This is a genomic window from Pullulanibacillus sp. KACC 23026, assembly GCF_029094525.1.
GTDB lineage: Bacteria > Bacillota > Bacilli > Bacillales > Sporolactobacillaceae > KACC-23026.
Genome location: NZ_CP119107.1, coordinates 3,304,402 through 3,324,657 on the forward strand (window position 1 = coordinate 3,304,402; position 20,256 = coordinate 3,324,657).

17 protein-coding genes are annotated in these 20,256 nt (G+C 42.8%); 3 read left to right on the forward strand and 14 right to left on the reverse strand.

What is annotated here, in order from left to right; genetic code table 11:
• Positions 1-53 precede the first annotated feature (53 nt).
• A complete protein-coding gene (yneA, locus tag PU629_RS15390) occupies positions 54-401 on the reverse strand; it encodes a cell division suppressor protein YneA (protein WP_275280943.1) in 348 nt (115 codons plus the stop codon).
• 167 nt (positions 402-568) lie between these two features.
• Between yneA and lexA the strand changes: the two genes are divergently transcribed.
• The 3 genes from lexA (at position 569) to PU629_RS15405 (ending at position 2,687) form a co-directional block, all read left to right on the forward strand.
• Entirely contained in the window at positions 569-1,189 is a 621-nt protein-coding gene (gene lexA / locus PU629_RS15395; protein WP_275280944.1) for a transcriptional repressor LexA, read from the forward strand.
• 685 nt (positions 1,190-1,874) lie between these two features.
• Positions 1,875-2,378, forward strand: a complete 504-nt coding sequence (locus tag PU629_RS15400) for a DUF4183 domain-containing protein (RefSeq protein WP_275280945.1) — start codon at positions 1,875-1,877, stop codon at positions 2,376-2,378.
• Positions 2,379-2,393: 15 nt separating this feature from the next.
• Positions 2,394-2,687: a DUF4183 domain-containing protein gene (locus PU629_RS15405; protein WP_275280946.1), complete on the forward strand. Its 294-nt coding sequence runs from the start codon at positions 2,394-2,396 to the stop codon at positions 2,685-2,687.
• 452 nt (positions 2,688-3,139) lie between these two features.
• Here the strand turns inward: PU629_RS15405 and glnA are convergent, their stop codons facing one another.
• The 13 genes from glnA to PU629_RS15470 all read right to left on the reverse strand — a co-directional run bounded on the left by glnA (position 3,140) and on the right by PU629_RS15470 (position 20,233).
• Positions 3,140-4,474: a type I glutamate--ammonia ligase gene (glnA, locus tag PU629_RS15410; protein ID WP_275280947.1), complete on the reverse strand. Its 1,335-nt coding sequence runs from the start codon at positions 4,472-4,474 to the stop codon at positions 3,140-3,142.
• Positions 4,475-4,528: 54 nt separating this feature from the next.
• The gene (locus PU629_RS15415; protein WP_275280948.1) at positions 4,529-4,924 is read right to left on the reverse strand and encodes a MerR family transcriptional regulator; all 396 of its coding nucleotides are present in this window, start codon (positions 4,922-4,924) and stop codon (positions 4,529-4,531) included.
• Between the two features lie 179 nt (positions 4,925-5,103).
• Positions 5,104-6,363 (reverse strand): methionine gamma-lyase family protein, encoded by a 1,260-nt coding sequence (locus tag PU629_RS15420; protein WP_275280949.1) that lies wholly within the window; start codon positions 6,361-6,363, stop codon positions 5,104-5,106.
• Entirely contained in the window at positions 6,335-7,588 is a 1,254-nt protein-coding gene (hflX, locus tag PU629_RS15425) for a GTPase HflX (protein ID WP_275284447.1), read from the reverse strand. Before hflX ends, PU629_RS15420 begins: the two co-directional genes overlap by 29 nt.
• A 44-nt stretch (positions 7,589-7,632) precedes the next feature.
• Positions 7,633-8,613, reverse strand: a complete 981-nt coding sequence (gene spoVK, locus PU629_RS15430; RefSeq protein WP_275280950.1) for a stage V sporulation protein K — start codon at positions 8,611-8,613, stop codon at positions 7,633-7,635.
• A 308-nt stretch (positions 8,614-8,921) separates the two neighbouring features.
• On the reverse strand, positions 8,922-9,152 hold the full coding sequence (hfq, locus tag PU629_RS15435; RefSeq protein WP_275280951.1) for an RNA chaperone Hfq: 231 nt from the start codon (positions 9,150-9,152) through the stop codon (positions 8,922-8,924).
• A 45-nt stretch (positions 9,153-9,197) separates the two neighbouring features.
• Entirely contained in the window at positions 9,198-10,142 is a 945-nt protein-coding gene (gene miaA, locus PU629_RS15440) for a tRNA (adenosine(37)-N6)-dimethylallyltransferase MiaA (RefSeq protein WP_275280952.1), read from the reverse strand.
• Entirely contained in the window at positions 10,142-12,109 is a 1,968-nt protein-coding gene (mutL, locus tag PU629_RS15445) for a DNA mismatch repair endonuclease MutL (RefSeq protein WP_275280953.1), read from the reverse strand. Before mutL ends, miaA begins: the two co-directional genes overlap by 1 nt.
• A gap of 4 nt (positions 12,110-12,113) precedes the next feature.
• Complete coding sequence (gene mutS / locus PU629_RS15450) at positions 12,114-14,792, reverse strand: DNA mismatch repair protein MutS (RefSeq protein ID WP_275280954.1); 2,679 nt, start codon at positions 14,790-14,792, stop codon at positions 12,114-12,116.
• A gap of 136 nt (positions 14,793-14,928) precedes the next feature.
• Positions 14,929-15,468, reverse strand: a complete 540-nt coding sequence (cotE, locus tag PU629_RS15455) for an outer spore coat protein CotE (RefSeq protein WP_275280955.1) — start codon at positions 15,466-15,468, stop codon at positions 14,929-14,931.
• A 1,584-nt stretch (positions 15,469-17,052) separates the two neighbouring features.
• The gene (locus PU629_RS15460) at positions 17,053-17,487 is read right to left on the reverse strand and encodes a YlbF/YmcA family competence regulator (RefSeq protein ID WP_275280956.1); all 435 of its coding nucleotides are present in this window, start codon (positions 17,485-17,487) and stop codon (positions 17,053-17,055) included.
• Positions 17,484-18,974: a tRNA (N6-isopentenyl adenosine(37)-C2)-methylthiotransferase MiaB gene (gene miaB, locus PU629_RS15465; RefSeq protein WP_275280957.1), complete on the reverse strand. Its 1,491-nt coding sequence runs from the start codon at positions 18,972-18,974 to the stop codon at positions 17,484-17,486. Before miaB ends, PU629_RS15460 begins: the two co-directional genes overlap by 4 nt.
• A gap of 329 nt (positions 18,975-19,303) precedes the next feature.
• Positions 19,304-20,233 carry a dipeptidase gene (locus tag PU629_RS15470; protein WP_275280958.1) on the reverse strand — a complete coding sequence of 310 codons (930 nt, stop codon included), beginning with the start codon at positions 20,231-20,233 and terminating at the stop codon, positions 19,304-19,306.
• Positions 20,234-20,256 lie beyond the last annotated feature (23 nt).

Consider the following 20,256-nt stretch of genomic DNA (forward strand, 5'->3'; position numbering starts at 1 on the left):
AATGAATGACATAAGCTTAACGTATTAAAAAGAGATGTTCAAGTCCTCTGCTTTTAGTGAGGCACCCCTGCACCCGCAATCTGATTTGCAGTGCCACCGGGTTCATTCTGATCGGTTGGAATCAGCAGGGTTTGTCCAGCTTTAATTTGATCACGATTATGTAATTGATTGTTCGTTTCCACCCATGACATAAATTGTGCGGCAGACATTTTCCCTTTATATTTCTCGCTTAATGACCAAAGCGTATCACCACGTTGGACCTTTATTGATGCGGAATGACTGGCATCTGATTGTTTCAAATCGTGCACTGTAAAAGCAATACACGCTACAATTAAACCGATAAAAACTATATATAAGACCGAATAAGAATGTGATTTGGATAGTGATGGTGAGTGTTCCATTTAAAATCCCCCTGCAACGAATGTATGTTCGCTTTATATAATAATAGGAATACACGTTCGTGTCAAGCGTTCTTTTCGAACGAATGTTTGCACCTTATATGGGAGCATGCTATACTTTTAATAGAGAACGAATGTTTGGGGAACGAGGAGCTTAGGAGGGACATGGGATGGAATTATCAAAACGGCAACAAGCGATCGTTGATTTTATTCGAAGCGAAGTAGATAAAAAGGGCTACCCACCATCAGTACGAGAAATTGGAGATGCCGTCGGCTTAGCTTCTAGTTCAACCGTACACGGCCATTTATCGCGATTAGAGAAAAAGGGAATCATTCGGCGCGATCCAACTAAGCCTCGCGCTATTGAATTAATACAGCCCGGGCAAGACTTACCGCGTACACAAGGGGAAGACAGTCTGATGCTGCCGATTGTTGGACGAGTGACAGCTGGTGAGCCGATTACAGCTATTGAAAATGTTGAAGATTACTATCCTGTTCCTGTCAACATGGTAGGTCATGAAGAGGCTTTTATTCTAAATGTGGTTGGGGAAAGTATGATTAATGCCGGCATTCTTGATGGAGATAAGGTGGTCGTGAGGCAGCAGAATACCGCAAATAACGGCGATATTATTGTTGCGATGACCGAAGAGGATGAAGCCACCGTTAAACGTTTTTTCAAAGAAAAAGACCATATTCGTCTTCAACCCGAGAATCCTTTTATGGCACCTATTCTTGTACCAACCTGTACGATTCTAGGAAAAGTAGTCGGTGTTATCCGAGAGATTCATTAAATGTAAGAGGCTGGGACAAAACTAAATTAGCTGACTTAAACTCTGAACACTAAATGTTTATACGTACAGAAGCAAATAGAAGGCGTAGTCAAAATACGGAGACCCCTGCGGGAACAGCACGTGTCCGAAGACCCCGCAAGCAAGCGTTTTTCTTGCTGAGGAGGCTTGGGCCGTGCCCGAGGAAAGCGACGTATTTTGACGAGCGTTTCATAATTGACTTAACTTATAAATGAAAAACCGAACCCATCACGTTAATCTGTGAATAAGTTCGGTTTTTTCTATTCGTAAACTACGCCTGTCCCAGCCTCTTAGTGGTTCAATCATTCCTCTTTAAGTTTTTGTCGGAGTATTAAACGTTCAAGATATTTCTCCTTTATATAAGAGGCACGATCTTTTAAACCCTCTCAATCTCCCTCTCCCAACTTTAGCGTTTCCTCAAAAATCGACATATGAAACTATCTCCACTCATACAAGTGCCTCTGCTGACTACTGACAAACTCATTAGATCTATGGGCCCCCTTTTAGTTGTTAAGTATTTGGTTCTAATAAACCATTAAAATTGGCGCATGCCATGAGGGAATTTTACTATACAAGGGAATAGAAAACGGCATACCTTATCGAAGAAAGGAGAAGGTGTATGTGATTTTACATCGGAATAAGTTTAAATGGATGGGTGGTGAAATAAATGGAGAATCATGAAAAGGATTTACAAAAGGCAATAAAAAAATTACAGAATACTAGAGAGGGCAACAAATTAAACGACACCCGAGAGATCCAAGATGGAATTAGCTATGTAATAAAAGATTCGAAATATCAAAAAACCATTGAAGTCGATCATTCATTTAATAATATTTACATCTCATTTAATAATAATTTCTATTGCTGCAAAGAACCCCCGCCTATTCCCACTATCATGTTGACTTCACAAAAATATTTTTCGAAAGTTTCTAATGGAACAATTTTAGGATCGGACTTAATAATTTCTGTAAATTCGTTTGTAGATGATGATGGAACGCCCATTGAGGCGTTTCCTAAGTTATATCAATACTTCAATTTGTATATAAACGGAGTCATTCAACAAAACGGCGTTGGTTCTGTTGATCCTTTCCAACTCACTATTAAAAACGGCTCCATTCTAGATAAGGATGATCCGATTTCATTGGAATTTGTTATGACTAATACTTTATGAAAGGAGGTGATAACCATGGCAGCTTCGCTTATTCCCCCTAACCTAAAATCATATAAATACTATGCTCCTGCTAGTGCTGGGACTGTTACAGGTTCTGATCTAGTCATTGCAGCCACTGCATTTGTAGATGACAGCGGCGCTTCGATCACTGCCTTCAACACAAGCTTTGCAAATCTTACACTTTTTATTAACGGACAACCGCAAGAAAACGGTGTATCCGCTGTTACATCATCAGACTTAACAATTACTGATGGTGCTACTTTGGATCCAGGCGACCCAATTGTCCTCAATCTCGTCTACAACTTCTAATTATTTTAAAGCGCAAACGCATCCTTAATTAGCCATGATGGCCACTAGAAATTCACCGAGAAAGTTCCAAAAATAGATAAGCCATTTGCTCTGTGATGCCTTGTTTGTAACTTTCCTTACTGTCACCGTCTGAGGATCTCGATAAAGTTAAAAATCGTGTAGGAGGGAGCGACTGGCTCCCTTTCTCTCTCACCATACATACGGATCGGAATTAAATAAGAGCCACTACAAAGTGATTCAGTCTTTCGTTTCCATGGAGGATCATCGCTGATTTCTCTTTATTCCCCTCTAGAAAAAAATGGTAAGTAAAGGGAGCTAGGAGAAAATTTGAATCCTATCCTGGCATTTTTTAGGGTGCTGTTTCGTGGGTGCTCCTGCTTCATTACAAAAAAATAATTTCCACCCACAAAAGAAAATCCCCTTAACACCAATGGTATCAAGGGGTCCTGCTATTAATACAAGCTCATGTACTGCTCGCGCTCCCAAGGATGGACTTGAGTGCGGAACATATCCCACTCAATTTCCTTAGCTTCAACGAAATGGCTAAGGGCGTGAGACCCGAGTGCTTTGGTGATCACTTCGTCAGCTGTCATGACTTCGAGCGCTTCTTTCAAAGTGCTTGGAAGGTCATTAATCCCAGCTGCTTCACGCTCTGCTTTATCCATTACATAGATATTGCGGTCCGTTGGTGCTGGCGGAGTAAGCTTGCGTCTCACACCATCAAGGCCGGCAGCAAGCAAGACCGCCATTGCAAGATATGGATTCGTTGATGGATCCACACTGCGCACTTCAATACGAGTGCTTAAGCCGCGTTTAGCTGGAACACGAATAAGCGGTGAACGGTTGCGTAGTGACCAAGCCACATAACAAGGTGCTTCATATCCAGGGACAAGACGCTTATAAGAGTTAACCGTCGGGTTCGTAACAGCTGTAAACGCTCGAGCATGCTCAAGGATCCCCGCAATAAAGTAGTGGGCGGTTTCACTCAACCCTTTTTCAGTAGATGGATCGTAGAACGCATTGTCATTCCCTTTAAATAAGGACATGTTCGCATGCATACCAGAACCGTTGACACCAAACAATGGTTTTGGCATAAACGTTGCATGAAGACCATGTTGACGCGCAATTGTTTTAACGGCAAGCTTAAAGGTTTGGACATTATCGCAAGTTGCGACAGCATCGGCATATTTGAAGTCAATTTCATGCTGACCAGGTGCTACCTCATGGTGAGAGGCTTCTACTTCAAAGCCCATATCTTCAAGTTCAAGAACGATATCTTTACGGCAGTTTTCACCAAGGTCAGTTGGTGAAAGATCGAAATAACCGCCCTTATCGTTTAATTCAAGAGTCGGTTCACCCTTTTCATCCATTTTGAATAAGAAAAACTCAGGCTCTGGTCCAATGTTAAAAGCAGTGAATCCAAGTGCTTTCATCTCTTCTAATTGGCGTTTCAAAATTTGGCGAGGGTCCCCTTCAAATGGTGTACCATCTGGGTTATAAATATCACAAATTAAACGGGCTACTTTTCCTTTACCACCAGTCCACGGGAATACGACCCATGTATCAAAATCTGGATACAAGTACATATCCGATTCTTCAATTCGTACAAATCCTTCAATAGAAGAGCCATCAAACATACATTCATTAGAAAGTGCTTTTGGCAGTTCGTCTACTGGAATTTCAACGTTTTTAATAATTCCTAATAAATCAGTGAATTGTAAGCGAATAAACTTAACGCCTTCTTCTTCTGCCATACGAAGAATATCGTCTTTTGAAAATTTTCCCATAAGCGTGGCCAGCCTCCTAAATTTTATTTATCTTAACACAGGAGTTCCCTCACATTAATGAAAAAAACGTGAAAGTTCTCCTTGTATTAATGATGTCTTTCCTTGTTTACCTGCAATTAAGAGCTCTTGCTTCAACATTTTCATCAATGCTTCATCCGATAGATCTTTTTCTTCTTGCTTGGGAGGCAGTGTAGAAATGGCAGCTGGCGCCTTATTATCAAAGACATGCTTAATTCCAGCAAGGTTGACGCCTTTTTCAAGAAGTGATTTGATTTCAAGCAAACGATCGACATCATTAAAAGAATACATTCGTCTATTCCCTTCCGTGCGTTGGGGGGAAACGAGATGATTTTCCTCATAGTAGCGAATCTGTCTTGCCGTTAACCCCGTCAATTCTCTCACAATACTCATAGGAAACAAAGCCATGTTTCGACGCAGTTGGTCATCCATTCCCATACCTCCTTCCTAAAATAATAGATATACTTAATTATATTTTACTTTTTGTCAAAGGTTATGTCAACAGATGTTACCTTTTCTAACAAAAATAGTTTGTTATTTTTTGAATTTTATTAACTGCAACGTTTCCCTACGATTCTATCAAAAGGGTTCGTTAAGTGTCTCTCTGCCATTTAAAGTTGGACCCGTTTCTTTTCCAGCAATGCCTCGGCTGCATTTAGTAAAGCAAGTTGGACATGACGAAATGTAAGGCCACCCTGAATAAAGGCTGTATAGGGAGGACGAATCGGTCCATCTGCAGATAATTCGATGCTAGACCCTTGAACAAAGGTTCCGGCAGCCATAATAACCTTGCTTTCATAACCCGGCATCGCACTTGGATACGGGGTCACATGACTATTAATAGGGGATGCTTTTTGAATCGCTTGACAAAAAAGAACCATTTGCTCAGCATTCTCGAAATTAACGGATTGAACAATATCGGTTCGTTTTTCATCCCACTTAGGAGAAGGCGAAAGACCCATTGCCTCGGTTAAAGCTGCCGTATAGATAGCTCCTTTCAGTGCTTCGATGGTGACATGTGGAGCTAGGAAAAAGCCCTGAAAGAATTCGCCTAATTGATTGAGCGTTGGACCGACTTCCTTGCCAAGTCCAGGGGCTGTTAAGCGGTAAGCACATTGCTCGACTAAATCCTCGCGTCCTGCGATATAACCACCCGCTTTCACCAAACCTCCACCAGGATTCTTGATGAGTGAACCGGCTATTAGGTCCGCTCCCGCCTCACAGGGCTCTTCTTTTTCCACAAATTCGCCATAGCAATTATCAATAAAGACAATGAGATGGGGATGCTTCTCTTTAATTTCTTTTATTGCCTTTCTAATTTCTTCTATAGAGAGGGATCTTCGTGTGGCATAACCGCGCGATCGTTGAATGGCGATCACTTTGGTCGTAGGAGACACTTCATTGATGACCCTCTTCGTATCGATTGTCTCATTCTCGAGCGGGACAACTCGGCATGAAATCCCAAAATCTTTAAGAGAACCGCTTGCCTCACCGCGAAGGCCAATGACTTCTTCAAGCGTATCATATGGGGCTCCCGTTATGTACATGAGTTCATCTCCAGGACGCAGCACTCCAAATAAAGAGACGGTAATGGCATGTGTGCCAGACATAAGCTGAGGCCGCACTAAGGCCGCCTCAGCACCAAATACTTCTGCATAAACGCTTTCTAAAGCTTCTCGTCCAAAATCATCGTAGCCATAACCTGTGGAACCATTAAAATGGGCATCACTAATTTTGGCTGTTTGAAAGGCTTCTAGTACTTTCTTCTGATTATGTCTTTCAATGCTCTCGAGCTTTTGAAAAATAGGCGCACATTGTTCTTCTATTTTCTTGTTGATTTCTTCAAGTTGTTGCGGGGTGGTCAAAGTCATGATTGGTCTCTCTCTCCTCATGTGACGATGCTGATGCTGTCAATGTTTCATATAGAGGGGACTCGGTCCAGACGAACCCTTCTACTAAATAAGATTCTGTTTGTTCCTCCCACTCCCGGTGCTGGACAACCGTCTCATGTTCTAAGCGTGTCACAAGTCGTCCATCGCTTGCCGGTACAACCGTCTGGTAAGGATCCATTTGTTCAATAATTTTCTTTTCAACGGTATGACTGACTTTCACTAAATCAGAGGCGTCAAAAGCCGAAATAACTAAAGAATCTTTGTATAACGGCGGCTGGAACGGCTCACTTAGCTTATCTTTTTTATTGTAAATAATAAGCATTGGAACATGTCCTACGCCAAGTTCCTTCAGAAGTCGGTTTACAGTTTCTTCATGCTGGGTATGATCCGGGTGCGAGGCATCCACGACATGGAGAATCAAATCGGCTTCTTTTACTTCTTCTAGAGTGGAACGAAAGGCAGCCACTAGTGTTGTCGGCAGGTGCTGGATAAATCCAACGGTATCACTTAATAAAGCGGTAAAGCCGCTTGGAAGACGAAGCTTACGTGTTAGTGGATCAAGTGTCGCAAACAACTTGTCCTCTGCTAATGTCTCAGCATCTGTTAAACGACTGAAAAGCGAGGATTTCCCAGCATTCGTATACCCTACCAATGCCACTTGAAAAACTCGGTTTCGGCGGCGTCGTTCCCTATAGCGTTCACGGTGCTGGACAATGGTATCAATTTGCTTCTTAATCTCTAATATGCGGCGTCGAATGTGACGGCGATCCGTTTCAAGCTTTGTTTCCCCGGGCCCTCTTGTTCCAATTCCTCCGCCAAGCCGGGAAAGGGCAATTCCAAAACCGCTCAAACGCGGGAGCAAATATTCATATTGAGCGAGCTCCACCTGAAGCTGACCTTCTCGTGATCTGGCGCGCTGGGCAAAGATATCTAAGATCAATTGAGTCCTGTCGATCACTTTGACATCTAATTCTTTTTGCAGATTCGTTTGCTGACTCGGACTTAAATCATCATTAAAGATGACCATTTCAACCCCTGTCGTTTCACAGGCTTGGCCAAGTTCTAGCACCTTTCCTTGCCCTAGATACGTCGCTGAGTCTGGTCGCTCTCTTTTTTGAGTGAGGGTGGCCACCACTTGGCCACCTGCTGTTTCTGTTAAGGCTGCGAGCTCTTCCATCGTGCTTTGGAAAAGACTATCATCCATCTTTTTTAATTGACAACCAACGAGTATAACGTTTTCCAAATTATTTAGTCACCCTCTTCTCGTTTCCTAGTTAATGGGAACAGGTCTGTTTGGCGAGGTTCTTCCTCAATAGTAATGTCCATCGAGCGGATCGTCAATAAGGCCTCTCGATTAGGGACTCCCTCCTTCACCAGTCGAACCGCCTGCTTACGTATCATTTTCTCAATGAGATTCCGAACATAGCGACCATTGCTAAACATTTCGGCCTCTTCCAATACCTTATGACGAAAATGACGCTGGAGCTTCTTTCGCGCCTCTTCTGTGAAGAGATACTCCCTATCTTCTATCATTTGTTCAGCAATCTCTAACAATTCAAGCTCATTATAGTTGGGAAAAGTTAAGATAATGGGAAAGCGAGAAGGCAAGCCTGGATTCAGATCCAAAAAATCATCCATCTCATCTGAATAACCCGCTAGAATGAGGATGAAATCATCTTTCTTATCCTCCATGTGTTTTACTAGTGTATCGATCGCTTCTTTCCCGAAATCCTTTTCGCCACCTCGCCCAAGCGAATAAGCCTCATCAACAAATAAAATCCCGCCTTGCGCCTTCTTTATTAATTCGCGTGTCTTTTGTGCGGTTTGACCGATATATTCTCCCACCAAGTCAGCACGTTCCGCTTCAATAAGATGGCCTTTTGAGAGGATATTCATGTCTGCAAATAACTTCCCAAGAATTCGGGCAACCGTTGTCTTGCCTGTCCCTGGATTTCCTTTAAAAAGCATGTGCAAGGTCTGCTGCTTAACGGCCAAATTATGTTCTTTGCGGAGTCGGTTAACATAGAGCCACGCATAAATTTCATGAACCGTTTGTTTAATGTCCTTAAGCCCGACAAGGCGGTCCAATTCACGTTCAAGCTGTTGTAAAGATTGATGTCTTACGCGTTCTTCAAATGGTTTTTTTAATGGAGGCGGGCTTTTTTGCTCTTCTTGTTTCAATACAATATTGATTTGACCTTTCTGTTTGAAGGTTAAGCTTTCCGGCACAACGCTCACCTCTTTTAATAAAATGGCAGATAATAACTTGCCTCTGTCTAAATATAATGAAAGCCCCGAAAGAGAGGCTTCATATTTATATGTATGCCTCTTTGCTCTTGTTTTTCCTTAAAGATTTTTATTAAAGGCTGTATTCATAAACTTATTGCGTTTTGAATAAAGAATGTTCGTGACGCCAAAGTTATGATTAGATAACTCGAATACGTTATCGGCTTCAAAATAGGCAGCGGGATTTTGAAGCATAAGAAAAGAGGCTGATTAAATGCATCAGCCTCTTTGTTTCCTATTGCTTTAGTTCCTTATTCTTCTTCTTGATGAAATTGAACGGGTCGGGCAGGCGAGAAGGTTGAAATGGCATGCTTAAATATAAGCTGTTGTTTTCCTTCACTCTCGATCAGAACCGTGAAATTATCAAATCCTTTAACTAAGCCCTTTAATTGGAATCCGTTTAATAAGAAAACCGTAACAAAGGTGTTATCCTTACGAAGCTGGTTTAGAAAGCTATCTTGAATATTAACTGACTGTTTCATAGTGCCTTTAATCCTCCTCTATTCTCTCTAATACAATTAGTTCGACTAATCTTTTAACTTTCCTGCTACAAATTCAAGGATTTCATTTATTTTTTTATAAGAATTTTCAACGTCAGTCATATCAAACCATTCGATGGCCATTTGGTGTCGAAACCATGTCAACTGACGCTTAGCAAAGCGCCTGGAATTGCGTTTTATTAACTCAACGGCTGTCTCAATGGAGTATTCACCGTCAAAGGCACCAAACAATTCCTTATAGCCGATCGCTTGAACCGACTGAGTATGACGAATCCCTTGATCATATAGGGACTTTGCCTCTTCAATTAGCCCTTTTTGAACCATCATGTCCACTCTTTGGTTGATTCGTTCATATAAAAGATGACGCTCCATCGTTAAACCGATGATAACGGGGTCAAAAAGGAGGGCCGGCTCATTCTCAGGAAGATGCTCGCTCATCGGTTTACCTGTTTTATGATAAATCTCTAAAGCGCGGATGACGCGCTGCACATTATTAGGATGTATTCGGTCCTTTGCTTCAGGATCCACCTCCAGCAACTCTCGATATAACGGATCAGGTCCTTCGACTTCTGCTCGTTTTTGTAAATGTTCACGAAAAGCAGTGTCTTCTTTCACCTCATTAAATTGATAATCATATAAGACCGCCTTGACATATAATCCTGTCCCTCCTACGAGAACCGGAAGTATCCCTTTGTTATAAAGCGAGTCAATTTGTTCCCGTGCTTCCTTCTGAAATCTCGCGACCGTATAGCTTTCCCTTGGATCAAGAAAGTCAAGCAGATGATGAGGAATCCCTTCTGCCTCCTTTTCAGTCACTTTGGCTGTCCCAATATCTAGTCCTTGATAGACCTGCATTGCATCGCCATTAATGACTTCTCCATGAAAAGCTTTTGCAATTTCGATTCCAAGCTTGGTTTTGCCAACCGCCGTTGGTCCTACGATTACCACGCAACGTTCTTTGTTCTGAGACATCACATGACCCTCTTAAACAGCTTTTCCATTTCATATGTTGAAAAATGAATAATGACCGGTCTTCCGTGCGGGCAGGTAAACGGATCTTGCGCTTCAATCAGCTGATCAAGCAAGGATTCCATTTCATCCATTCTCAAATGCCGATTCGCCTTAATCGATTGTTTGCAGGACATCATGATCGCTAGGGCTTCTCTCAGCTTCTTAATGGAGACGGATTGGCTGTCGATCAATTCTTCCACGATCGACTCAATCGTCTCTCGCTCCCTTCCTTTTGGAAACCAATTTGGATGAGAACGGACTATAAAAGAATGATGGCCAAAAGCTTCGAAATTCAAACCTAGTTCTGAGAGAATCTGCCTATTTTCTTCAATAATAGATGCTTCACTTGCCGTAAAATCAAAGGTTAACGGAAAGAGCAGTTCTTGGTTCTTATGACCGGTCTCCCCTACTTTTTCCCGAAAAAATTCATATTTGATGCGCTCTTGAGCCGCATGCTGATCTATAATAAAAAGTCCTTCTTCATTTTGGGCAAGAATATAAGTCCCATGCAATTGACCGATCGGAAAAAGTTTTGGCATACGTTTACGTTCTGGTTCGTTTTGGTCGAGACCCGACTCTGACGTGAATTCTTGATCCGGCCTGTCTTCTCTGATCACTTGAGAAGGATTAAAAGAGTCACGATCTGATAGGTCGATAGGGTCACTCATTGACTCCATGTCCTCCACGTCTTGTTCCTGTAAAATCTCTCTTTGTGAAGGGCCCTCCAAAGAACGGCTTGGTTGATCTTGAGCTTGGAAGGTCAGGGCTTGTCTTTCTGGCTCCTGATGAGTGAGTCGCTCAGGGTTTGCCTCAAATGACGGGCTCACCGCTCTTTCTTTCACTTGGTCAAGAGCTGTTTTACCGGGAACCGGGCGAAAATCCATCGCTTGCTGCTCTGTCCATTCACGCTCTCGTTTTGTTTTCTGAACATCAGGGATAAGTCTTTGGGCATGAAAAACGCCTTTAATTGCCGATTGAATCAGTTCCACTAATTCTGCCTCTTTACTTATCCGAGCTTCAAGCTTTGCCGGGTGGACATTCACATCAACAAGCGTGGGATCCATTTTAATATGAACGACGGCAATCGGAAACCTGCCAATCGGAAGAAGGGTATGATAGCCGTTCATGATGGCATTAAATAAGCTGTAATGACGGATATAGCGGCCATTGATAAATAGATAGACGTACTGTCTCCCAGCCCGAGAAATCATCGGCTTCACTAGCCTTCCCTCCACTTCAAAATCAAGAGAGGAGGCTTTTAAGGGGAGGGATTGCTTGGCTGTTTCAACGCCATATATTGCAGCGAGCACTTGTGCCAAATCTCCATTCCCATTCGTCTTCAGCAAGGTCTTCTCATTATGAACAAGATGAAAACGGATGTCGGGATGGGCAAGAGCTAATTTATTCACAACATCCGTTATATTCGCAAGTTCTGTATTAATTGTTTTTAGATATTTTAACCGAGCAGGTGTGTTATAAAAAAGCTGGGTAATTGTCATTTCCGTTCCTTTACGACTATGAGACGGTTCATCCGTTTCAACACGTCCGCCCACCAAAACGAGATGTCTACCCGGCCCCTCTCCTGTGGAGGTGCGAAGTTCAAAATGAGAAACAGAAGCGATACTTGGAAGGGCTTCTCCGCGAAAGCCTAAAGTTCTCACATGAAAAAGATCCTTTTCACTCTTGATTTTGCTTGTTGCATGCCGCTCAAATGCTAAAAGGCAATCCTCAGGTAAAAAACCATGGCCATCATCGGTTATTTTTATTTTCTCAAGGCCGCCTTCTTTGACCTCGATCGTGATTGCCGTCGCGTCCGCGTCTAAAGCATTCTCTACCAATTCCTTCACGATAGATGCCGGGCGTTCAACTACTTCCCCCGCTGCGATTTTATTGGCCAACGCTTCATCCATTCGCACGATTCTTCCCATTTAATCACCCCTTCGTTAACGATTTGGCCCGCCGGTGGTTTCTCAGAGCCATTTGACAGTCATATAAGACATTCATGGCTTCCATCGGTGTCATATTCAACAAATCCAATTCTTTGATACGGCGTTCCAATTCTGACGCTTTATTGCCGGGCTTTGGTTCTTTTACTTCTAGATCACCGAAGAGAGTAAGCTGGCCGCTGTCGGCTTTTGAATCAACCGCTGAATCGATCCCATCTGCTTCCCGTACTTCTGGTAATTGTTCTAGAGGTTCTGCCGCTTTCTTAATTACTCGGTCAACCTGTTGGTCAGGCGTTTCAAGTGTCTTTAAAATCGCTGCCGCCCTTGTAATTAGCGTGGGAGGGAGTTCTGCGAGCTCAGCCACATGAATCCCATAACTTTTATCCGCATAGCCTTTCTTGACTTTGTGCAAAAACACGACACTTCCGTCTTGTTCCATCGCACTGACATGAACATTCACAAGGTGCTCCAACTGCTGCTCAAGAGAGGTCAATTCATGATAATGCGTGGAAAACAAAGTTTTAGCATGAATATGATTGTGAATATATTCAACAATCGCTTGAGCAATGGCAATGCCGTCATAAGTCGAGGTTCCGCGTCCGATTTCATCAAGTAAAATCAAGCTGTTCTCTGTTGCTTGAGCAAGCGCCTCTTTTGCTTCAACCATTTCCACCATAAAAGTACTTTGGCCGCTTGCAAGATCATCCGTCGCACCAATTCGAGTGAAGATCTGATCAAAGATAGGCAGAGAAGCTTGATCAGCAGGAACAAAACAGCCGATTTGAGCCATGATGACAGTCAGTGCAATTTGTCTCATATAGGTGCTCTTCCCGCCCATATTTGGACCTGTAATTAACTGAATTTGACAAGAGGCAGGCATCTCCACATCGTTTGCCACAAACTCCCCTTCGCTTAACACCTTTTCTACAACAGGATGGCGGCTCGTGACAAGATGGATCGCCCTCTCCTCTTTAAATTCAGGCTTCACGTAATGATAATCATCACTGACACTGGCAAAGCTTTGGAGGACATCTAATGTCGCAAGCTCACTGGCAACCGCTTGAAGACGACTGGCTTCTTGTTTGATCCTCTCTCTGATCTCTTGAAACAATTGGTATTCCAAATCCATTTTACGGTCTTCGGCTTCTAAAATAAGTCGTTCTTTTTCCTTAAGTTCAGGCGTAATAAAACGCTCGGCATTCGCAAGCGTCTGTTTCCGCTCATAACGGCCTTCAGGCAAGGCTCTTAAATTAGCTCGGGTCACTTCAATATAGTAACCAAAGACTTTATTAAACCCAATCTTAAGAGATTTGATCCCGGTTTCCTCACGCTCTTTCTTCTCTAAAGCCGCGAGCCACGCCTTCCCATTTCGAGTGACGTCGCGGTACTCATCCAACTGTTGATGATAGCCATCCTTAATAATATTCCCCTCGGTTACCGATATAGGCGGATCCTCCATAACCCCTTTCTCTATTAGATCAAAAATGTCCTGACAAGGGTCGATCCGCTGAGCCAACTGTTTGAGCGGTTCATAATTGACTTGACTCAATTGATTCGTAATAGACGGTATTTGACGTAAGGATTCCTTAAGTTGGATCAGCTCACGAGCGTTCACATTTCCATAGGCAATGCGCCCCACTAAACGCTCAAGGTCATAAACATTGGAGAGGGCTTCTCGAAGTCCTTCTCGTTCAAAAAAGGCCTCTTTAAGCGCCTCTACCGCATGAAGCCTGTCCAAAATAGGCTGAAGCTGAATCAATGGTTTCTCAATCCAGGCCTTTAATTTCCGGCCGCCCATAGCGGTCATGGTTCTATCAAGCAGCCATAGCAAGGAACCATGCTTCTTTTTTTCTCTTAAAGAGCTGGTGAGTTCTAAGTTTCGACGCGTTTGGCGATTAAGCCGCATATAATCTTTGACTTGATAACGCTCTACCGGCTGTAAATGTTCGAGTGCCCGTTTTTGTGTATGCTGAAGATAATTGAGCAACAGTACATAAGCCTTCTCTTCAGCTTGTTCTAATAAATCATTGTATAAATGGGTAAATGCCTCATCCTTTTCAAACGATTTCTGAACTGAAAAGGTGAGCTGGCTTGTCTCAAGCACAGGAGTCAGCATGCGTTTTTCCTCTTCTGTAAGAACCGGAAGCACCAGCTCTTTCACATTATAGGTCATGAGCTCCGGCATGATCTGGTCCACTTCATGAAGCTGTGTAACCTTGCCTTCCCCCGTCGATAAATCAATCAAAGCAAGACCAAAGGTATCTTTATTATCTAGTGAGAGTGAGGCTAAGTAATTATTTTCTTTCGGCTGCAGGAGGCCGCCTTCCATGATCGTCCCAGGAGAAACGAGCTGGACCACTTCTCGCTTCACAACCCCTTTTGCCGCTTTTGGATCCTCAACTTGTTCACAAATCGCGACTTTATACCCCTTCTCTACTAGTAGGGTGATATAAGACTGTGCAGAGTGGTAAGGGACACCGCACATTGGGATGCGCTCCGTAGAACCCCCATCCCGTGACGTCAGTGTAATTTCAAGCTCTTTAGACGCGCGAATCGCATCTTCGAAAAACATTTCATAAAAGTCGCCTAACCTAAAGAAAAGAAAGGCATCGGCGTAATCTTTTTTTATCGATAAATATTGTTCAATCATTGGTGTAAAAGCCATACTGTCATCCCCATCCGAGCATTTTCGACACTATTATTATAGCATATAACACTCGGAACTTGAGAGAAACGGCGATTAGAAAAACTTGCTTAAATAGGAAGAAGCAAAAGAAAAACTAGGAAGAGAGTCTCCCTAGTTATTCTTCAAGCTCCCCGACTAAAAACTCGGAGTCGAGGTCTTCAAAAGCCTCATCTAAATCGGCGTCCCAATCCTCGTCACCTAGAGCGTTTTCTGGATCAACACTCACTTTAATTTTTGTTTCGCCAATGACTTCAACCAAGAATTCTCGTTCGACTTGAACGACAATCTTTCCATTTGGTGAAATATCGGCATCTAGGCTGTTTGGCTCTTGCAGAACATGTTGAACGACTTCCATTTGTTCGCTTGCTACATTTTTATCTTTAATGGATAATTCAATTTCGTCACGATAGGTGACCGTTTCTGTTACAACTTCTGTTTTCGTATTGTTGTTATATGAGTACCAAATATTTATGTCATAGGTTCCTTCGACGACAACAACATCATTACGAAAATTGGAGCGGCATTTATGGTTGATCACCCAACAGCCTAATACACTTGATGGCTTATGAGTCGGCGTGACGGAATGAGCCGTCTGACTGAATTTCTTGCCTTTCCCGCAAACGGCTTTCGTGTAGATCTCTCTGAAATCAGACACGTGACCGATACCTCCTTTTCTTTCTTCAAAATCATGTTATGCAGGGCAAATGACTAGTGTGATTCGCTTTAAAGGTCTTCATGAAAGTTGGGCGAATGCCCCAGAGTCGTTCTCCATAATGTAAGCGCCCCTCTTTATCTCTGAACTTAACTCATGGAGGATAACAGCCAATCAAAATCAATGTAAGGATTCCAGGCTGTTGCCTTAATAGTGTATGTGGGCACTCAAAAAGGGTGAAGGGAATTGACAAGAGATCAAGCAAAAGAGACAGTAAAAAAACTCGTGTACTAATTGGCGTTCCAAAGCGTGAGAGAAAATCTAAAATAACAACTTAACTAACCCTAATAATTAGCAGACAAAAGCTTGGGGGTGGGGGAGGGAGTGGTGGGTGGGAGAGGGAGTTTCTGGGATTTTTGGCTGACCTTTTGGGATTTTTGGCCAAGCTTCTCGGATTTTTTAGCTAAGCTTCTCGGATTTTTTAGCGACCTTCTCGGATATATGGGGAACCTTCTTGGATTTTGCGCTCACACATGCAGCTGGGGGTGAGCTTCTCAGATTTTTGGCTGACCTTTTAGGATTTTTGACAAACCTTCTCGGATTTTTTTGCGACCTTCTTGGATAAATGAACAACCTTCTAGGAGTTTGCGCTCACGCATGCGGCTGGGGGTGAGCTTCTCAGATTTTTGGCTGACCTTTTAGGATTTTTGACAAACCTTCTCGGATTTTTTTGCGACCTTCTTGGATAAATGAACAACCTTCTAGGAGTTTGCGCTCACGCATGCGGCTGGGGGTGAGTTTCTCAGATTTTTGGCTGACCATTTAGGATTTTTGACAAACCTTCTCGGATTTTTTTTGCGACCTTCTTAGATATATGGGGAACCTTCTTGGATTTTGCGCTCACGCATGGGGCCGAGGGTGAGCTTCTCAGATTTTTGGCTGACCTTTTAGGATTTTTGACAAACCTTCTCAGATTTTTTAGCGACCTTCTTAGATAAATGAGCAACCTTCTTGGATTTTGCGCTCCTGCATGCGGCTGGGGGTGAGCTTCTCAGATTTTTGGCTGACCTTTTAGGATTTTTGACAAACCTTCTCGGATTTTTTTGCGACCTTCTTGGATAAATGAACAACCTTCTCGGATTTTGCGCTCCTGCATACGGCCGGGGGTGAGCTTCTCAGATTTTTGGCTGACCTTTTAGGATTTTTGACAAACCTTCTCAGATTTTTTTGCGACCTTCTTGGATAAATGAACAACCTTCTAGGATTTTGCGCTCCTGCATGCGGCTGGGGGTGAGCTTCTCAGATTTTTGGCTGACCTTTTAGGATTTTTGACAAACCTTCTCGGATTTTTTTGCGACCTTCTTGGATAAATGAACAACCTTCTAGGATTTTGCGCTCCTGCTTGATGTTTAACCGGAAAACTTCCGCTTATTTTTTGGTCTAGGAAGAACGATCTCATTTATGGAATGAAACGAGAGAACCGTCCCCGCGTTTCGAACTAGTTTATGAAATGAAACGGGAGAACCGTCCCCGCGTTTCACTCTGCGTTTCACTGCCACTCGCACAAAAAAAACCTGCTGAGTGGTCTCAGCAGGTTGATCCTGGGGCTTGTGCTTTTATGGCTGAACCGGTTTGGTTTGATAGCACATCGCCTCCTGTAGAAAGTAATATTTCATCGGTTACTTTATTTGAAATAGTTATGGAGATAAACTGTAAGAGGTCATTGACATCTGCTTGTGATTGTTTAAATTCTTGAACGATTGGAATCTCATCAAGTTCTTTCATTAATTGGTTGAGCTTTTCTTCATTTTGCCTCAATGCTTCTTCTTTACCGTAATGCTGAAGATTAATGGATTCTTTTTGAAGCAGCTTAATCCGCCGAATCAGCTGTTGAACCTTCTCGTTTTCATTAATCTGCGCTTCAGCACGTTTAAAGAAATCCACTTCGTCTGTTTCGGCTAACAATTTGGCTAATTCATTGGCTTTATCAATAATGGCCTCTCGACTAAATTTTTCAGTCATTGATTGACAACCTCCGCCTCTTCCACTAATTCACCGTCTAAGCTCCATGTTTTTGTTTGAACAATACGTACATTGACTAATTCGCCAATTAACGTTTTTGGACCTTTGAAGTTCACGAGTTTATTCATACGTGTATGCCCGGATAAAACCTCTTCATTTTTCTTACTTGGTCCTTCAACCAATACCTCTACGATTTGCCCTTCTAAGCGTTGGTTGCTCTTTAGGGCATGCTCATTGACAACCTTATTTAAACGCTGAAGACGTTCTTTCTTGACCTCAAGCGAGACGTTGTCTGTCATTTTTGCCGCTGGTGTACCCGGTCTTGGTGAATAGATAAACGTATAAGCTCCATCGAATTCACATTCTTCAACAAGTGAAAGTGTATCTTGGAACTGCTCCTCGGTTTCGTTTGGATAGCCCACAATAATATCCGTTGTAAAAGAAGCATGAGGAATGGCTTTCTTCAACTTATGGAAAAGCTCCAGATATTTCTCACGAGAATAGTTACGTCCCATGATCTTGAGAACATCAGAGTTCCCTGATTGGACAGGAAGATGGATGTGCTCAACTAAATTGCCGCCTTTTGCAAGCACGTCAATAAGATCATCAGTAAAATCCCATGGATGACTTGTTGTAAAACGAACGCGCGGAATCCCAATATGGCGAATATCATCCATTAATTGACTTAATCGATATGTCCCATCGTTAAGATCCTTCCCGTACGCATTCACGTTTTGACCAAGCAAGGTCACTTCTTTATAGCCTTGACGCGCAAGTTCTCGGACTTCATCAATGATTTCTTGCGGATGACGACTGCGTTCCTTCCCTCTTGTATAAGGAACAATGCAATACGTACAGAACTTGTCACAACCGTACATAATGTTCACCCATGCTCGAATGTTGCCTTTACGTGCCTTCGGAAGGTTTTCAATGACGTCCCCTTCCTTTGACCACACTTCAAGCACCATCTCTTTACTTAAGAGAGCTTCCTTCAACAGTTGAGGGAGACGATGAATATTATGGGTACCAAAAATCAAATCGACGTGCTGATGCTTTTCTAAAATGCGATTAACAACGGCCTCCTCTTGAGCCATACAGCCGCAAACCCCTACAATAAGATCCGGATTCTCTGTTTTGTATGCTTTTAAGTGGCCGATTTCACCAAACACCTTGTTCTCTGCATTTTCTCGAATCGCACACGTATTCAAAAGAATAATGTCTGCTTCTTCTTCCAGTTCAGTCGACGTATAGCCGATCTCTTCTAATATACCTGCCATCACTTCTGTATCATGCTCGTTCATTTGACAGCCGTAAGTTCGTATTAAAAAGTGCTTTCCTTCACCGATATTTTTCATATCCTCTGGAATGGAAAAATCACTTAAATGTTGTACCGTATTTTTGCGACGACGTCTCGCCTCTTTTAAATTAGGCGCTTGGAACGTATGTTGGAAATAGGTGGAATAATCCTTCTCTTTTTTCGAATCCAACCCGTTCCCTCCTTCCACTCATCAATATAGTAAAAACAAAACAAATTACCCAACCAATCAATTACTAGAATGCTCATTCACTCAAACTCTTTTAATTATACCATAGGCACTAGATAATGTTAACGAATGAAACGGAGGGACGGTTCTCCCGTTTCACTTTTAAACCAAGGATTGCCCTCGAAACGCGGGGACGGTTCTCCCGTTTCATAAGAGAGGCGACCCTTCTAGGAAAGGGTGTAACGTTCCCTAACTTGCAAAAAGACAACCTTCCGTGCGTGCTCCATGAAAGGTTGTCTAGTTTGCGGTCATTCAACTGGTTGGTTCCCGGGTTATTCCGGTAAATGGTTCACAAAATGCTGATAGAGCATTCCATGAACATCCTCTTCAGAATACCGCTTTAACAATTCATTGATTAAGTTTGGGTATTGGCCGAAGTTGGATAGGTTTTCAGGCGTCGTTTCAATCCCATCAAAGTCAGAGCCAAAGCCCAAATTTTTCATTCCCCCAAGAGACGCAATATGTTCAACATGCCTTAAGACATCATCAATGGTCGCTTTCCCTGTTGGGGTTAAAAAATCAGGAACAAAGGTGACGCCAATCATGCCGTCTCGTTTAATAAGAGCTGTAATTTGCTTATCTGACAGATTACGCGGATGGTCGCAAAAAACTTTACAATTGCTGTGAGAGGCAATGGGAAATTCCGCATCCTGCATCACATCCCAAAATCCGGCCTCGGATAAGTGAGAGACATCGGTCCATACCTTAAATCGATTGTTTTCACGTACGACCTCACGACCAAAATCCGTTAATCCAGCACCGCGTGATTCCTTCGCCCCATCCGCTACGGCATTGCTTGCATTCCAGGTCAGACCGACATTTTTGACTCCTAATTGAAAGAGCGTCCGCAGCTTAACCAAATCTCGCCCGATAGCGTCACAGCCTTCTAAAGTCAGCATCGCACCGACTTCGTTCGGCTGTAAATGGTCAATATCCTTCTTCGTTCGAACCGGCTTTAAGTTAGGCTGTTTGTCCAAGACTTCGTTATAAAAAAGATCGACCATATTCAGCACTTTTGTGAATTTCAACTCTTGAGGGACGGTGTCTGACACAAAAAGAGCAAACAACTGAACCTTGGCGCCTGCTTCCTCTAACCGACTCATGTTGATATGTAAATCCTCACTGGATTGAAATGAAAGGGAGGGGTCATTTTCCAAACGAAACAGCACATCGCAATGCGCATCAAAAATAGGGAGCATCATTTATCGCCCTTTCGTATTTTGTT

Bases quoted from the DNA above. Each gene is read 5' to 3' on its own strand.
- miaA (WP_275280952.1), bottom strand. From the start codon at position 10,142: ATGTCTCAGAACAAAGAACGTTGCGTGGTAATCGTAGGACCAACGGCG.
- mutS (WP_275280954.1), bottom strand. From the start codon at position 14,792: ATGGCTTTTACACCAATGATTGAACAATATTTATCGATAAAAAAAGAT.
- yneA (WP_275280943.1), bottom strand. From the start codon at position 401: ATGGAACACTCACCATCACTATCCAAATCACATTCTTATTCGGTCTTA.
- PU629_RS15405 (WP_275280946.1), top strand. From the start codon at position 2,394: ATGGCAGCTTCGCTTATTCCCCCTAACCTAAAATCATATAAATACTAT.
- PU629_RS15415 (WP_275280948.1), bottom strand. From the start codon at position 4,924: ATGGATGACCAACTGCGTCGAAACATGGCTTTGTTTCCTATGAGTATT.
- PU629_RS15470 (WP_275280958.1), bottom strand. From the start codon at position 20,233: ATGATGCTCCCTATTTTTGATGCGCATTGCGATGTGCTGTTTCGTTTG.
- hfq (WP_275280951.1), bottom strand. From the start codon at position 9,152: ATGAAACAGTCAGTTAATATTCAAGATAGCTTTCTAAACCAGCTTCGT.
- PU629_RS15400 (WP_275280945.1), top strand. From the start codon at position 1,875: ATGGAGAATCATGAAAAGGATTTACAAAAGGCAATAAAAAAATTACAG.
- hflX (WP_275284447.1), bottom strand. From the start codon at position 7,588: ATGGATGATAGTCTTTTCCAAAGCACGATGGAAGAGCTCGCAGCCTTA.
- lexA (WP_275280944.1), top strand. From the start codon at position 569: ATGGAATTATCAAAACGGCAACAAGCGATCGTTGATTTTATTCGAAGC.
- PU629_RS15420 (WP_275280949.1), bottom strand. From the start codon at position 6,363: ATGACTTTGACCACCCCGCAACAACTTGAAGAAATCAACAAGAAAATA.
- mutL (WP_275280953.1), bottom strand. From the start codon at position 12,109: ATGGGAAGAATCGTGCGAATGGATGAAGCGTTGGCCAATAAAATCGCA.
- PU629_RS15460 (WP_275280956.1), bottom strand. From the start codon at position 17,487: ATGACTGAAAAATTTAGTCGAGAGGCCATTATTGATAAAGCCAATGAA.
- glnA (WP_275280947.1), bottom strand. From the start codon at position 4,474: ATGGGAAAATTTTCAAAAGACGATATTCTTCGTATGGCAGAAGAAGAA.